Annotated in this window: 11 protein-coding genes; 5 read left to right on the top strand and 6 right to left on the bottom strand. The window is 61.1% G+C overall.

Going from position 1 to position 15,572, the window contains the following annotated elements; translation table 11 throughout:
* Positions 1-12 precede the first annotated feature (12 nt).
* Entirely contained in the window at positions 13-1,224 is a 1,212-nt protein-coding gene (locus AAEZ10_RS03835; protein ID WP_350567772.1) for a CmpA/NrtA family ABC transporter substrate-binding protein, read from the bottom strand.
* A gap of 218 nt (positions 1,225-1,442) precedes the next feature.
* Between AAEZ10_RS03835 and AAEZ10_RS03840 the strand changes: the two genes are divergently transcribed.
* Positions 1,443-2,462 (top strand): quinone-dependent dihydroorotate dehydrogenase, encoded by a 1,020-nt coding sequence (locus AAEZ10_RS03840; protein WP_350567775.1) that lies wholly within the window; start codon positions 1,443-1,445, stop codon positions 2,460-2,462.
* A 299-nt stretch (positions 2,463-2,761) separates the two neighbouring features.
* Here AAEZ10_RS03840 and rmf read toward each other — a convergent pair whose 3' ends face one another.
* Positions 2,762-2,977, bottom strand: coding sequence for a ribosome modulation factor (gene rmf / locus AAEZ10_RS03845; protein WP_003223300.1), 216 nt, complete (start codon positions 2,975-2,977; stop codon positions 2,762-2,764).
* 530 nt (positions 2,978-3,507) lie between these two features.
* Here rmf and rlmKL point away from each other — a divergent pair.
* Both rlmKL and AAEZ10_RS03855 read left to right on the top strand, forming a co-directional pair.
* Positions 3,508-5,778 (top strand): bifunctional 23S rRNA (guanine(2069)-N(7))-methyltransferase RlmK/23S rRNA (guanine(2445)-N(2))-methyltransferase RlmL, encoded by a 2,271-nt coding sequence (rlmKL, locus tag AAEZ10_RS03850; RefSeq protein WP_024012311.1) that lies wholly within the window; start codon positions 3,508-3,510, stop codon positions 5,776-5,778.
* A gap of 144 nt (positions 5,779-5,922) precedes the next feature.
* Entirely contained in the window at positions 5,923-8,307 is a 2,385-nt protein-coding gene (locus AAEZ10_RS03855) for a sensor domain-containing diguanylate cyclase (protein WP_350567780.1), read from the top strand.
* Between the two features lie 132 nt (positions 8,308-8,439).
* On the opposite strand, the gene dacB is transcribed toward AAEZ10_RS03855, so the two are convergent.
* Positions 8,440-9,900, bottom strand: coding sequence for a D-alanyl-D-alanine carboxypeptidase/D-alanyl-D-alanine endopeptidase (gene dacB / locus AAEZ10_RS03860; protein WP_039763007.1), 1,461 nt, complete (start codon positions 9,898-9,900; stop codon positions 8,440-8,442).
* A gap of 234 nt (positions 9,901-10,134) precedes the next feature.
* On the opposite strand from dacB, the gene AAEZ10_RS03865 reads away from it, so the two are divergent.
* Positions 10,135-10,479, top strand: coding sequence for a YggL family protein (locus tag AAEZ10_RS03865; RefSeq protein ID WP_071171591.1), 345 nt, complete (start codon positions 10,135-10,137; stop codon positions 10,477-10,479).
* Positions 10,480-10,721: 242 nt separating this feature from the next.
* Here AAEZ10_RS03865 and AAEZ10_RS03870 read toward each other — a convergent pair whose 3' ends face one another.
* The gene (locus AAEZ10_RS03870) at positions 10,722-11,912 is read right to left on the bottom strand and encodes a benzoate/H(+) symporter BenE family transporter (protein WP_350567784.1); all 1,191 of its coding nucleotides are present in this window, start codon (positions 11,910-11,912) and stop codon (positions 10,722-10,724) included.
* Positions 11,913-12,267: 355 nt separating this feature from the next.
* Between AAEZ10_RS03870 and AAEZ10_RS03875 the strand changes: the two genes are divergently transcribed.
* Complete coding sequence (locus tag AAEZ10_RS03875; protein ID WP_350567787.1) at positions 12,268-13,032, top strand: GntR family transcriptional regulator; 765 nt, start codon at positions 12,268-12,270, stop codon at positions 13,030-13,032.
* Positions 13,033-13,281: 249 nt separating this feature from the next.
* Here AAEZ10_RS03875 and guaD read toward each other — a convergent pair whose 3' ends face one another.
* Together guaD and xdhC are read right to left on the bottom strand one after the other, a co-directional pair.
* Positions 13,282-14,586 carry a guanine deaminase gene (gene guaD, locus AAEZ10_RS03880; protein WP_350567790.1) on the bottom strand — a complete coding sequence of 435 codons (1,305 nt, stop codon included), beginning with the start codon at positions 14,584-14,586 and terminating at the stop codon, positions 13,282-13,284.
* A gap of 13 nt (positions 14,587-14,599) precedes the next feature.
* On the bottom strand, positions 14,600-15,457 hold the full coding sequence (xdhC, locus tag AAEZ10_RS03885) for a xanthine dehydrogenase accessory protein XdhC (protein WP_073473987.1): 858 nt from the start codon (positions 15,455-15,457) through the stop codon (positions 14,600-14,602).
* Between the last annotated feature and the right edge of the window lie 115 nt (positions 15,458-15,572).

The raw sequence follows: 15,572 nt of genomic DNA on the forward strand, positions 1-15,572 counted from the left end.
CGCGGTCTCCTGTCAGCGGCGGGCGAGAAGGGGGGCATCGTCGTTCAGCGCGTGCAGTTTGAAACTGCGCGCATAGCCCGCCGGATCGCTGCCGTCCCAGACCTTGCCATCGAGCAACTGGCTGCTGCGCAGGTCTGCGTGCGAAGCCGCAATACCGACAGCGCTCGCTGCCTCGCGGTACAAATCCAGGCGCTGAACCTGGCGGGCGACGGCCAGATAATCGGGATCCTCGCGCAACAGACCCCAGCGACGGAACTGGGTCATGAACCACATGCCGTCGGAAAGGTAGGGCAGATTGACCTCGCCATCGCCATGAAAACGCAGCGCATGCGGATCCTGCCAGCGATTGCCGAGGCCGTCGGCGTAATCCCCCATGAAACGCGGCTCGATGCACGCGGCGGGGGTGTCGAGGTATTCGGTGGCGCTGAGCAATTGCGCGGTGCTGCGGCGGTTTTCCGGGCTCTCTTCGATGAAGCGGCTGGCCTCAAGGATGGCCATGACCAGCGCCCGCGCGGTGTTGGGATATTGCTCGACGAATTCGCGGGTGCAGCCGAGGACTTTTTCCGGGTGGTCGGGCCAGATGCTCTGGCTGGTCGCCAGGGTGAAACCGAGATTCTGCTGCACGGCGCTGGCCGCCCACGGTTCGCCGACGCAAAAACCGTCGATGCGCCCGGCTTGCAGGTGCGCAACCATTTGCGGCGGCGGCACCACCACGCTGTCGACGTCCTGCAACGGATGAATGCCCTGGCTCGCCAGCCAGTAATAAAGCCACATCGCATGGGTGCCGGTGGGGAAGGTCTGGGCGAAGGTCAGTTTTGCGCGGCTTTGGTGCACATGCCGATCGAGCGCTTCAGGACTGTTCACGCCAGCCTGTTGCAAACCATGGGACAGGTTCAGGCTCTGGCCATTCTGGTTCAGGCCCATCAGCACTGCCATGTCGGTCGGGGCGACGCCGCCGATGCCCAGGTGCACCGCATAAATCAGCCCGTACAGGCTGTGCGCGGCATCCAGTTCGCCGCTGACCAGCTTGTCGCGCAAGTTGGCCCATGACGCCTGACGCTTGAGGTTCAGGGTCAGGCCGTAGGGCTGGGCGAAGCCCTGAGTGGCGGCGACCACCACCGAGGCGCAGTCGCTCAGCGCCATGAAGCCTAGATCGATCGCGCTCTTTTCCGGCGCATCGCTGCCATTGACCCAGGCCAGAGGCCCCAAGGACGTTTCGTTCATACGCTACCTCAAAAAAAACGTCGTCCCGGATTCTGCGCAAGCAAAACCCGGGGACGACGCCATTGTCCTGGCCTGCGCGCCGTCATTGGTCGGCAGACTGATGAGCGGGGTGGTGCAAGGCATATGCCAGTCGCCTGATTCGCGCAGGCGCCTCGCGCCGGGGGACGATGCCCGGCTATAATCGCCGCCTCTTTTCGCCGCCCGAGTCATTGCCGCCCATGTACACCCTGGCCCGTCAGCTGTTGTTCAAACTTTCCCCGGAAACCTCCCACGATCTGTCGCTGGATCTGATCGGCGCGGGTGGACGTTTGGGCCTCAACGGCTTGCTGTGCAAGGCGCCGGCGAAAATGCCGGTGACCGTCATGGGGCTGGAGTTTCCGAACCCGGTAGGGCTGGCGGCAGGTCTGGACAAGAACGGCGCGGCCATCGATGGCTTTGCGCAACTGGGTTTCGGTTTTGTCGAAATCGGCACCGTGACCCCGCGTCCGCAGCCGGGTAACCCGAAACCACGAATCTTCCGCCTGCCGGAAGCCGAGGCGATCATCAACCGCATGGGTTTCAACAACCTCGGTGTGGACAACCTGCTGGCGCGGGTCGCTGCGGCAAAATACCAGGGCGTGCTGGGGATCAATATCGGCAAGAACTTCGATACCCCGGTCGAGCGTGCGGTCGACGATTACCTGATCTGCCTGGACAAGGTTTACGCTCACGCCAGCTACGTCACCGTCAACGTCAGCTCGCCAAACACCCCGGGCCTGCGCAGCCTGCAGTTCGGTGACTCGCTCAAGCAATTGCTCGCTGATCTGGCCACCCGTCGCGCCGAACTGGCCCTGCGTCACGGCAAGCATGTGCCGCTGGCGATCAAGATCGCGCCGGACATGACCGACGAAGAGACTGCGCAGGTTGCCCAGGCATTGATCGAAACCGGCATGGACGCGGTGATCGCCACCAATACGACTTTGAGCCGTATCGGCGTCGAAGGCATGGAGCATGGCGACGAGGCGGGCGGGCTGTCGGGTGCGCCGGTGCGTGAGAAGAGCACCCATACCGTGAAAGTGCTGGCGAGCGAATTGGTCGGGCGTTTGCCGATCATTGCTGCGGGCGGGATTACCGAGGGCAAACACGCGGCGGAGAAAATTACCGCTGGCGCGAGCCTGGTGCAGATCTATTCGGGCTTCATCTACAAAGGCCCGGCGCTGATTCGTGAATCGGTAGACGCCATCGCCGCGTTGCGCTGAGGATTGCGGAGGCCTTGTGGGAGCCTTTGTGGCGAGGGGATTTATCCCCGCTGGGCTGCCCAGCAGCCCCAAACCTTGCACATTGATATGCCAGTTAAATTGAAATTCCGACTTCGCGACTGCTGCGCAGCCGAGCGGGGATAAATCCCCTCGCCACGTGGCTCCCGGTTAACCCTTTTTGCAGGCATTAAAAAGGGCTCCTCGAAGGAGCCCCTGGGCCGTAGCCCGCCGTCCGGGAAGGACGTGCGTGGTTAGTTCATTGCAAATTCAGATTGTCGTGTCGGAATAAATGCCCTGTGTCAGCCGACGGCGTGAAGTTCGTTGAGTCTGTGGATTCCCGCAGTGCCGGTCATACCGTCCCAGTTGTCGCCGCGTCCTTCTCGCCAGCCGTTGATCCAGGCTTGACGTACCGACGGTAGAGTAAATGGGCAAAGCTCACGGGATTTGCCACCAACGCCATATTGATATCCGCGCAAAAATGCTCTTTCCAACGGATCACGCTTAAGTCTTCTCATAGGGTGTTTCCCTCACTTGTTGACTGTAGTGTCGCGTTGACCTCAATTGAGGTCTGGCAGAAAAAACCTGCCATCGTGCGGCTCGCTGCCGGCGTGGCGAGCCAAGGTGTTGACGCCGTTGCGACGTCAACCTGTGCTCAGTTCTAACCAATGAGTCACACCGAGGGAATGATCGTTTTGTCATAAGCACGTAACGTAAAGGATGCTATGGCGATAAGTAACCGCGTATTTATTCAACGTTCAATGCGCAAACCCCGGTATGATCGGCGCCCCGCTGACTCAGGGGGTTAGTCCTTTAGTGAGAATGACCCACGTTTGCGCTTGGATAATATTCGACGAAGGGTCGCTTTCAGTCTTTTTGTTGCACCAACTTTTTTATCTGTCCCGGCATCTAAGCTCTTTTAACCCGAGCAGCGGGGATGGAACGGCACACCTTCGTGCCACGCGGGCGCTCTTTCAGAAAAGCGCCTGATTGAAAACCGGGTCGGCAATGCGTTGCCGGCCCACTAGCCAAAGGCTCTGGAATTACCATGTCCGATCGTTTCGAACTCTTCCTCACTTGCCCCAAAGGCCTTGAAGGCCTGCTCATCGAGGAAGCCGTCGGGCTTGGCCTTGAAGAAGCGCGCGAGCACACCTCCGCCGTGCGTGGCATGGCGACCATGGAAACCGCCTATCGTCTGTGCCTCTGGTCGCGTCTGGCCAACCGTGTGTTGCTGGTGCTCAAGCGTTTCCCGATGAAGGACGCCGAAGACCTCTACCACGGCGTGCTCGACATCGACTGGCAGGATCACATGCTCAGCGACGGCACCCTGGCCGTCGAATTCAGCGGCCACGGTTCGGGCATCGACAACACCCACTTCGGCGCGCTGAAAGTCAAAGACGCCATCGTCGACAAACTGCGCACGCCGCAGGGCGATCGTCCATCCATCGACAAACTCAACCCGGACCTGCGCATTCACCTGCGTCTGGATCGCGGCGAAGCGATTCTGTCCCTCGACCTCTCCGGCCACAGCCTGCACCAGCGCGGCTATCGCTTGCAGCAGGGTGCGGCGCCGCTGAAGGAAAACCTCGCGGCGGCAATCCTCATCCGTTCCGGCTGGCCGCGTATTGCTGCCGAAGGCGGCGCACTGGCTGACCCGATGTGCGGTGTCGGTACGTTCCTCGTCGAAGCCGGGATGATCGCCGCCGACATGGCGCCGAACCTGCGTCGCGAGCAGTGGGGCTTTACCGCGTGGCTCGGTCACGTGCCGGCACTGTGGAAAAAACTCCATGAAGAAGCCGTCGAGCGTGCCGCCGCCGGTCTGGCCAAACCGCCGCTGTGGATTCGCGGTTACGAAGCCGACCCACGATTGATTCAGCCAGGCCGCAACAACGTTGAACGTGCCGGCCTCAGCGAGTGGATCAAGATCTACCAGGGCGAAGTGGCGACCTTCGAGCCGCGCCCGGACCAGAACCAGAAAGGCCTGGTGATCTGCAACCCGCCGTACGGCGAGCGTCTCGGTGACGAAGCCAGCCTGCTGTATCTCTACCAGAACCTCGGCGAGCGTCTGCGTCAGGCCTGCCTGAACTGGGAAGCGGCGGTGTTCACCGGCGCCCCGGATCTGGGCAAGCGCATGGGTATCCGCAGCCACAAACAGTATTCGTTCTGGAACGGCGCGCTGCCGTGCAAACTGCTGCTGATCAAGGTTCTGCCGGATCAGTTCGTCACTGGCGAACGTCGCACTCCGGAACAGCGTCAGGCCGAGCGCGAGCAAGCGGCTTACGATCAGACCCCGGACGAGCCGCAAGAGCGCAAGTTCAACAAGAACGGCAACCCGATCAAGCCGACGCCAGCCCCGGCGCCAGTGATCGAACAACCGCGCCTGAGCGAAGGCGGGCAGATGTTTGCCAATCGCTTGCAGAAAAATCTCAAGGCGATGGGCAAGTGGGTCAAGCGCGAAGGCATCGATTGCTACCGCGTCTATGATGCCGACATGCCGGAATACGCGATGGCCATCGACCTGTACCACGACTGGGTGCACGTTCAGGAATACGCCGCGCCGAAATCCATCGACCCGGAAAAAGCCTCGGCGCGCATGTTCGATGCGCTGGCGGCCATTCCGCAGGCGTTGAACGTCGACAAGAACCGTGTGGTGGTCAAGCGCCGCGAGCGGCAGAGCGGCACCAAGCAGTACGAGCGTCAGGCGGCGCAGGGCAAGTTTGTCGAGGTCAATGAAGGTGGCGTGAAGTTGCTGGTCAACCTCACCGACTACCTCGACACCGGCCTGTTCCTCGATCACCGGCCGATGCGCATGCGTATCCAGAAAGAAGCGGCCGGCAAACGCTTCCTCAATCTGTTCTGCTACACCGCGACCGCCAGCGTGCACGCGGCCAAGGGCGGCGCGCGCAGCACCACCAGCGTCGATCTGTCGAAAACCTATCTGGACTGGGCGCGGCGCAACCTGTCGCTGAACGGCTTCTCGGACAAGAACCGTCTGGAGCAGGGCGATGTGATGGCGTGGCTGGAAAGCAGCCGCGACGAGTACGACCTGATCTTCATCGACCCGCCGACGTTCTCCAACTCCAAGCGCATGGAAGGCATCTTCGATGTGCAGCGCGATCAGGTGCAGTTGATCGACTTGGCGATGGCGCGGCTGGCACCGGGTGGCGTGCTGTATTTCTCCAACAACTTCCGCAAGTTCCAGTTGGAGGAAAACCTCGCCGAGCGTTATGCGGTCGAGGAAATCAGTGCGCAGACCATTGATCCGGATTTCGCCCGCAATACCAAGATCCACCGCGCCTGGAAAATCACGGCTCGTTGACGCTTTCACTGGTTGGATCCACAGAGCGTTGATTTTTAACGGCTCGGTGGATCCAGCGGTGCTAGCTAAATTAGTGGCTAATAGCTATAACTCACACACCGCCAATGGGGTTTTCCCGCAAATCTGGCGGAGTGAGTCGTGCTTATGCCGTTGCACCCCGTGCGCCCGAAAATCCTCGGTTTCATCAGTGAAGACGTCTCAGCCTGGCTGGTCGCTTTGCTGGTGTTGCTTGCCGGCGGGATTCTCACCGGGCTGCTCGCATGGGGCACCTTCAACCAGTTTCAGCAACAATCGCGTCAGCGTTTCCAACTGCTGGCCAACGAACGCTACAGCCGCATCGCCGAACGTTTTCAGGACCAGGAGCAACGTCTCGATAGTCTGCGGCGGTTCTTCGCCAACTCCGAATCGGTGTCCCGCGCTGAATTCGATGGTTACTCTCGACCCTTATTGCTGCGCACCCAAGCCTATACCTACGCGCCGCGAGTCAGCGGTGCCGAACGGGCCGCGTTCGAACAGCAGGTGCGTGACGAAGGCCTGAGCAATTTCACCATTCGCGAACTCGACGCCAAGGGCGAGCTGCAACTGGCGGCGCCGCGCGACGAATACGTGCCGGTGCTCTACACGCAAACCCAAAGCCGACTGGCGCCACCGCTGGGCTACGACTTGCTCGCCCAACCCATGCGCCGCGAAACCCTGCAACGCGCCGACCAGCTCGGCAGCATGGCGGTGTCGCAACCGATGCATCTGGTCGGGATTGAGCCTTCCTACGCGCGTGGGGTGTTGCTACTGGCGCCGGTCAGTCGCGCCGGAGAATCGCAGCCGTTCGGCTATGTGATGGCGGTGATCAGCATGCGCCAGTTGCTCGCCGACGGACTGCCCGATGCCCTGCACGATTACCTGTCGGTGCGCATTCTCGACCTGTCGACCCAGGATCAGCACGAAGCGCTGTTCGAATCGAGCAACGAGGCGGTGCCCGGCGATCTGGCAGCGACGCGCTTGCTGCGCATGGCCGATCACGACTATCAGGTCGATATCCTGCCGAGCGAAGCGTTCATGCAGGCCAACCATTCGTCGGTGGGCAGCGTGATCATTCTTGGTGGCTTGCTCAGCGCATTGCTCAGCGCCTTGCTTTATGTGCTGGTCAGCCAGCGCCAGCGCGCGGTGCGCCTGGTCGAGGTGCGCACCCAGGAGTTGCACGAGCGCGAGCAGGAACTGCGCGGCACCCACGGTCAGTTGCGCGGCGTGCTGAATGCCGCCACTCAGGTCGCGATCATTGCCACCGACCTGCGCGGGGTGATCAACACTTTCAATCCCGGCGCCGAGCAAATGCTCGGCTACAGCAGCGCCGAAGTGGTCGGGCGCATGACCCTGGAGAACCTGCATTTGCCACGGGAACTGGCGGCGCGTTCGGCCGAGTTGAGTGCGCGCTACGGCAAAAGTATTCCGACTTGCCACGCGATGCTGGTCGAGGGCGGCGAAGTCGGCGGCCACGAGGCACGCGAATGGACCCTGGTGCGCAGCGATGGCAGTCACCTGCCGGTGAACATGCTCGCCACCCCGGTGCTTGACGAGCAAGGCCTGTGGGTCGGTCATCTGGCGATCTGCATCGATATCACCGAACGCAAGCGAGTGCACGAGGTGCTGGCAGCACGCGACACTTTGCTGAAGAAGCTCAGCGCCCATGTTCCCGGTGGCATCTACCAATTCAAGATGGAATTCGACGGACGCTTCAGCGTGATCTACGCCAGCGATGGCATCCGCGAAATCTACGAGCTGGAGCCGGATGTGCTGCTGCTCGACTCCGAGGCGATCTTCAGTCGTATCCACCCGCAGGATGCGATTCGCGTGCGCAGCTCGATCCGCGAATCGGCGGAAAACCTCAGCCCCTGGCGCGAGGAGTACCGCGTGCAACTGCCCGAGCGCGGTCTGCGCTGGGTGCGCGGCGAGGCGACACCGGAAGAGCTGCCGGGCGGCGGAGTGCTGTGGCACGGTTATATCTCGGATATCTCCGATCTCAAGCGCGTGGAAGAAGAATTGCGCGCGTTGTCGATCACCGACTCGCTGACCGGCATTCACAACCGCCGCTATTTCCAGGAACGCCTGACCACCGAAATGGCCCGGGTCGAGCGTGGCGGCGGTGAGCTGTCGGTGATCATGCTCGACATCGACCACTTCAAGCGCATCAACGATCAGTTCGGCCACGCCGTCGGCGACCGCGTGCTGCAGGCAGTCTGCGAGCGGATCGGCCATCGCCTGCGCCGCACCGACGTGTTCTGCCGTTTGGGCGGTGAAGAGTTCATGGTGCTGTGCCCGGACATCGACGGCGAACACGCCTACATGCTGGCGATGGAGTTGTGGGAAGGTTTGCGTAGCGCGCCGGTAGATGTGGTCGGCTTGGTCACCGCGAGTTTCGGCATCGCCAGCTGGCGCCCGGGGGAGGGCGCGGATGCGCTGCTGCTGCGTGCTGACTCAGGGGTTTACGCGGCGAAGCAGAATGGCCGGGATCGGGTTGAGCGGGAGATGAGCTGAGCCTGGCGCAAAACCAGTGTGGGAGCGAGCTTGCTCGCGAAAGCGGTCGAACAGTCAATGGGTATTGACTGTTCTGACGTCTTCGCGAGCAAGCTCGCTCCCACAGGGTTTGAAGGTGTTTTCAGAATCCGCTTACAGCACCGAAGCGGTCTGCGGCAGTTTCGGCTGTTTGTACAGATCCAGCAGCACCTGATCGAGCACCGACGAGGCGCCGAACGGGGCCTTGTCGTTAAGGATCGCTACCACCGCCCAGGTATTGCCATTCACATCACGGCTGAAACCGGCGATCGCGCGCACGGTGTTCAGGGTGCCGGTCTTGACGTGGGCTTCACCGCGCATCGCTGTGGTTTTCAGGCGTTTGCGCATGGTGCCGTCGGTGCCGGCAATCGGCAGCGAGCTGATGTACTCGGCGGCGTACGGACTGTGCCAGGCGGCTTGCAGCATGTTGGCCATCTCACGCGCGCTGACCCGCTCGGCCCGCGACAGACCGGAGCCGTTCTCCATCACCAGATGCGGCGCGGTGATGCCTTTCTTCGCCAGCCACTGCCGCACCACGCGTTGCGCAGCCCGGGCGTCATCACCGTCGGCATCGTTGCGGAAACGCTGGCCAAGACTGAGGAACAGCTGCTGGGCCATGGTGTTGTTACTGTATTTGTTGATGTCGCGGATGATCTCGGCCAGATCCGGCGAGTACGCGCGGGCGAGCAGTTTGGCGCTGCTCGGCGTCGGTGCCAGACGATCCTTGCCCTGGATGCTGCCACCCAGTTCCTTCCAGATCGCCCGCACGGCGCCAGCCGTGTAGGTCGCGTGGTCGAGCAGCGACAGGTAAGTCTGCGAGCTGCAGCCTTCGCCCAACTGGCCGCCGACGGTTACGGTCACGCTGCCATCGGCCTGCGGCACCGGGTTGTAGCGCACGCCGCCGGTGCATTGCTTGGACGGCAGCGCCTTGACGGTGTTTTCGATGCGGATGCTGGCAATCGGCGGCTCAACCGAAATCAGTACGCGGCCACCGTCATTGCGCGCAACAAAGCGCAGGGCCTTGAGGTTGACCAGCAATGAGTCGGGTTTGACCAGGAACGGCTTGTTGTCGTCGTTGCCGTCATCGTTGAATTCCGGCAATTGCGGCTGCACGAAAAAGTTGCGGTCGAGGATCAGATCGCCGGTGATCTGGGTCACGCCGTTGGCGCGCAGGTCACGCATCAGCAGCCAGAGTTTTTCCATGTTCAGCTTCGGGTCACCGCCACCCTTGAGGTAGAGGTTGCCGTTGAGAATGCCGCCGCTCAGGTCGCCATCGGTGTAGAACTCGGTTTTCCACTGATGGTTGGGGCCGAGCATTTCCAGCGCCGCGTAGGTGGTGACCAGTTTCATCGTCGAGGCCGGATTGACCGAGACGTCGGCGTTGAACACGGTCGGCGTGCCCGGACCGTCGAGCGGCACCATCACCAGCGACAGCGCAGTGGGCTGCAACTTGCTGGCCTTGAGGGCTTTTTCGACGTTCGGGGTGAGGGAAGTGTTGATGGTGGCAGCGGAGACAGGCAGGGCCAGAGGCAGAAGAAGGCCGGCGAGAAACAGTGGACGCAACGATTTGATCATATGCAATAAAACCCTGCAAAAGAGGGGGAAAAAGACGAGGACATGGATGAAAAGGCCCTCAGTGGTCATGAAAGTGTCGGCATTATGCCCCAAGCTGTAACAGCTTGTGCCGTGTCGCGACCGGCCAATCGCTTATTTTTTTACAGGCGGTCGGCCGCAGCGACCAGAGAGTCGGGCAATCGCCGGCTTAAACTGGTAAAGTGCCGGCCGTTATTACTTAAGAGGATTGTTCCAATGGCGACTAACCGTTCCCAGCGTCTGCGCAAAAAACTGTGCGTTGATGAATTTCAAGAGCTGGGTTTCGAACTGAACCTGGACTTCAAAGAAGACTTGTCCGAAGAAGCCATTGACGCTTTCCTCGAAGCATTCATCAAAGAAGCCATGGAAGCCAACGGTCTGGGTTATGTTGGCGGCGACGACTTCGGTCTGGTGTGCCTGCAGAAGCGTGGCTCGGTCAACGAAGAGCAGCGCGCTGCCGTTGAAGCCTGGCTGAAAGACCGCTCCGAGCTGACCAAGTACGAAGTCAGCCCGCTGCTGGACGTGTGGTATCCGGAAAAGCCGATCAACGCGGCCAAGTGATACTGAAAAAACGGCGACCTGAGGGTCGCCGTTTTTTTTCGTCTGGTGTTTAGGTGATACGGCTTGGATTTGATGGTGGACTCGCCCCTCACCCCAGCCCTCTCCCGAGGGAGAGGGAGCCGATCTGTGGGCTTTTCGGGATGTGAGTTCGACTTGGTATCCCTCGTCGGCGTATATCTTCCGAGCACCTTGGTCAGTCCCCTCTCCCTTTGGGAGAGGGTTAGGGTGAGGGGCTTTTGATCTTAAGCTCTGCGCCAATTCAAAATCACCAGCGTCAAAACCCCCGCGACAATCCCCCAAAACGCCGAACCAATGGAAAATAGCGTCAGCCCCGACGCCGTGACCATGAAGGTGATCAACGCCGCTTCCCGTTCCTTCACCTCGCTCATGGCAATGCTCAAGCCATTGATGATCGAGCCGAACAACGCCAGCGCGGCAATCGACAGCACCAGTTCTTTCGGCAACGCCGCAAACAATGCCGCCAACGTCGCGCCGAAGACCCCGGCAATCCCGTAGAACACCCCGCACCACACCGCTGCGGTGTAGCGCTTGTTGCGATCTTCATGGGCATGCGGGCCGGTGCAGATCGCCGCGCTGATCGCCGCGAGGTTGATGCCGTGGGAGCCGAACGGCGCCAACAGCAGCGAGGCAATGCCGGTGGTGGTGATCAGTGGCGAGGCCGGGACGTTATAGCCATCGGCGCGGAGCACGGCGATGCCGGGCATGTTCTGCGAGGTCATCGCCACCACGAACAGCGGAATGCCGATGCTGATGGTTGCGGCCAGAGAGAAGTGCGGCGTGGTCCAGACCGGGGTGGCGACCTCCAGGTGAAAGCCGCTGAAATCCAGCAGCCCCATGAAGCCCGACAGCGCAGTGCCGATCAGCAGCGCCGCGAGCACCGCATAGCGTGGTGACAGGCGCTTGACCAGCAGATAAGTGAAGAACATTCCCAGCACCAGCCCGGTACGGTGTTGCGCGGCGACGAAGATTTCGCTGCCGATCTTGAACAGAATCCCTGCCAGCAGAGCCGCCGCCAGAGAGGCCGGGATCTTTTTTACCAGCCGTTCGAAGCTGCCGGTCAGGCCGCAGATCGTCACCAGCACCGCGCACGTGATGTAGGCGCCGATCGCCTCGCCGTAACCGACGCCGCCCAGACTGGTGATCAGCAACGCCGCGCCGGGGGTCGACCAGGCGATGGTGATCGGTGTGCGATAGCGCAGCGACAGGCCGATCGAACACACAGCCATGCCGATCGAAATCGCCCAGATCCACGAGGAAATCTGCCCGCTGCTCAGGCCGGCCGCTTGCCCGGCCTGGAACATCAGCACCAGCGAACTGGTGTAACCGGTCATCATCGCGATGAAACCGGCGACGATGGCGGAAGGCGAGGTGTCGGCCAGAGGGCGCAGGCGGGCGTGGGTGGCGTCGGTCATGACGGCGGTGTTCCTTATACCAATGGAGATGTCCGCCACAACACATCCCCCTGTAGGAGCTGCCGAAGGCTGCGATCTTTTGACTTTGATTTTAAGAAGCAAGATCAAGAGATCGCAGCCTTCGGCAGCTCCTACATAAGGGGATTGTGCGTAGAAGGCGGATTCTGCGATCAAGCCTAAACTCAAACGTAACCCAGCGTTGCAATACAGCCGCAGGCGCAAACAGCCGTACAGTCGTGTTGCCACCATTCATTGTGTACAATCGCGCTGTTTTTTACGCGATACTTGCCAGCGACCTACTGTGCCGTATTACAGTCACGGTCTATTCGCCGCAGTTTTCCCGACTCGAGTGCCCATGAACGAACAGTTGCAACCCCTCAAGAAACAACCGCGAGCAGGCAAAGCCGGCCGCAGCGGAACCCAGGACGATATTGTCTACGCGCATATCTTCGAGGCCATCCTCGAGCAGCGTCTGGCGCCCGGTACCAAGTTGAGCGAAGAAGCGCTGGGGGAAATCTTCGGGGTCAGCCGCACCATCATTCGCCGCGCGCTGTCGCGTCTGGCCCATGAAGGCGTGGTGCTGTTGCGGCCCAATCGTGGTGCCGTGGTCGCCAGCCCGAGCGTTGAAGAGGCGCGTCAAGTGTTCCTCGCTCGGCGTCTGGTCGAGCGGGCGATCACTGAACTGGCGGTTCAGCACGCCACGGCCGAGCAGATCTCCGAACTGCGGCAGATGGTCAACGACGAGCGCGACAGCTTCTCCCGTGGCGATCGTGGTGCCGGTATTCGTCTATCGGGTGAATTCCACTTGAAACTTGCCGAAGCGGCGATGAACGCACCGTTGATCAGCTTCCAGCGCAGCCTGGTGTCGCAGACTTCATTGATCATCGCCCAGTACGAAAGCGGCAACCGCTCGCATTGTTCGTACGACGAACACACCCAGTTGATCGACGCCATTGAAAAGCGCGACGGCGAACTGGCGGTGAACCTGATGATGCATCACATGGATCACATCGACAGCAAGCTCAACCTCGACGAGGAAGGCGCGTCGGATGATCTGCATGCGGTGTTCTCGCATTTGTTGCAGACCAAGAAGCCAGGGCGTCCAGCGGCCAAGCTCTAAATGACACCGAGTCGTCCCCTTCGCGAGCAAGCTCGCTCCCACATTTGAAATGCATTCCCATGTGGGAGCGAGCTTGCTCGCGAAGGCGATCTGACAGGCAATAAAAATCCCCCGGGGTAAACACCTCCGGGGATGATCGTTCCCACGCTCTGCGTGGGAATGCCTCTAGGGACGCTCCGCGTCCAGTGACGCGGAGCGTCACGGGCTGCATTCCCACGCAGAGCGTGGGAACGATCAGTGCAGGAAAACCTAGCGCTGATGCACCAGCGCCCCCGCTGCATACGTCTGCGCCACGGTGCGGTCATCGCCCAGGGTCATCAGCACAAACAACGTCTCGGCAATGTTATTGGACTGCTTCAAGCGATAGCTCAGCAGCGGCGTGGCGTTGTAATCCAGCACCAGGAAGTCGGCATCGGAGCCCGGTTGCAGGTTACCGATCTTGTCTTCCAGGCGCAGCGCCCGCGCACCACCGAGGGTCGCCAGATACAACGATTTGAACGGACTCAGGCGCGCGCCTTGCAGTTGCATCACTTTGTACGCTTCGTTCAGCGTCTGCAGCAGCGAGAAACTGGTACCGCCGCCGACGTCGGTGCCGAGGCCGACATTGAGCTTGTGTTTCTCGGCCATCGGCAGGTTGAACAGGCCGCTGCCGAGGAACAGGTTCGAGGTCGGGCAGAACGAGATCGCCGAGCCGGTTTCTGCCAGTCGCGCGCATTCTTCGTCACACAGGTGCACGCCGTGGGCGAATACCGAGCGTTCGCCGAGCAATTGGAAATGATCGTAGACGTCGAGGTAGCCCTTGCGCTCCGGGAACAGTTCCTTGACCCACTCGATTTCCTTGAGGTTTTCGCTGATGTGGGTCTGCATGTACAGATCCGGGTATTCCGTCAGCAATTGCCCGGCCAGGGTCAGTTGTTCCGGGGTGCTGGTGGGGGCGAAGCGCGGCGTCACCGCATAGTGCAAGCGACCCTTGCCGTGCCAGCGCTCGATCAGCGCCTTGCTGTCGACGTAGCTGGATTCGGCGGTATCGACCAGATAATCCGGGGCATTGCGGTCCATCATCACCTTGCCGGCGATCATGCGCAGATCAAGCTTTTCCGCCGCTTCGAAAAACGAATTCACTGATTGCGGATGCACGCTGCCGAACACCAGCGCCGTAGTGGTGCCGTTGCGCAGCAGTTCCTTGATAAAGATGTCCGCCACTTCGTCGGCGTGGGCCTTGTCGCCAAACTGGCTTTCGCAGGGAAAGGTGTAGGTGTTCAGCCAGTCGAGCAATTGCTCGCCGTAGGAGCCGACCATGCCGGTCTGCGGCAGGTGAATGTGTGTGTCGATAAAGCCCGGGGTGATCAGCGCATCCTGATAATGGTTGATCTCGATATCTGCCGGCAGGGTTGGCAGCAGTTCGCTGGCGTGGCCGAGGGCACTGATCCTGCCGTCGTCGACCACCAGCAGGCCGTCCTCGAAATATTCATAAGAGGCTTCGATGCCGACTTCGGCAGGGTCGGCGATGCTGTGCAGGATGGCGGCGCGGTAGGCTTTGCGAGTCAGAGGCATGAGGGTTCTCTAATCAGTTTGAGGCTTTGAGTTTGGCGGACTGGCTGCGGCGCGAGGCGGGCAGCAGTCGGGCAATCGGTTCGGCGCGGGCGCTGTGCTGGCCGAAATTGGCGTTGTAGGTGGCGATGATTTCTCCGGCGATGGAGATGGCGATTTCCACAGGCAGTTTGCCTTTGACTTCGCCGATGCCCATCGGACAGCGCATGCGCTGCACCACGCTCGGGTCGAAACCACGATCGCGCAGGCGATGTTCGAACTTGGCGCGTTTGGTTTTCGAACCGATCAGGCCGAACCAGGTGAAATCGTTGCGCTTGAGAATCGCCGCGGTCAGCTCCAGATCGAGCTGATGATTGTGGGTCATGACGATGCAGTAGCTGCCGGCGGGCAGGTCATCGACTTCATCCACCGGCTCTTCGCTGACGATTTTACGCACGCCGTGGGGGATGTGTTCAGGGAACTCGGCCTCGCGCGAATCGATCCAGCGCACCCGGCAGGGCAGGCTGGCCAGCAGCGGCACGAGGGCGCGACCGACGTGGCCTGCACCGAACACGGCAATCTGCGCCTGGACCTGGCCCATCGGTTCGAACAGCAACACCGTGGCGCCGCCGCAACACTGGCCGAGGCTGGCACCGAGGCTGAAGCGCTCCAGATGGGTGTCCTGCTTACCGCTGGCGAGCATCTCGCGGGCGATCTGCATGGCTTTGAATTCCAGATGCCCGCCACCGATGGTGTCGAACAGGCGGTCGGCGCTGACGACCATTTTCGAGCCGGCGTTGCGTGGCGTCGAACCGAGTTCTTCGATGATCGTCACCAGCACACAGGGCTCGCCCTGATTCTGCAGGTCGGCGAGGGCGTCGATCCAGTTGTACATACACACCTCTCAGATCGTTCCCACGCTCTGCGTGGGAATGCATCACTGGACGCTCCGCGTCCGCTGTTCAGGATGCGACGCAGAGCGTCGCGGGCTGCATTCCCACGCAGAGCGT

The sequence above is a fragment of the Pseudomonas sp. H26/SER47-MNA-CIBAN-0231 genome (assembly GCF_040310465.1).
Lineage (GTDB): Bacteria > Pseudomonadota > Gammaproteobacteria > Pseudomonadales > Pseudomonadaceae > Aquipseudomonas > Aquipseudomonas atacamensis.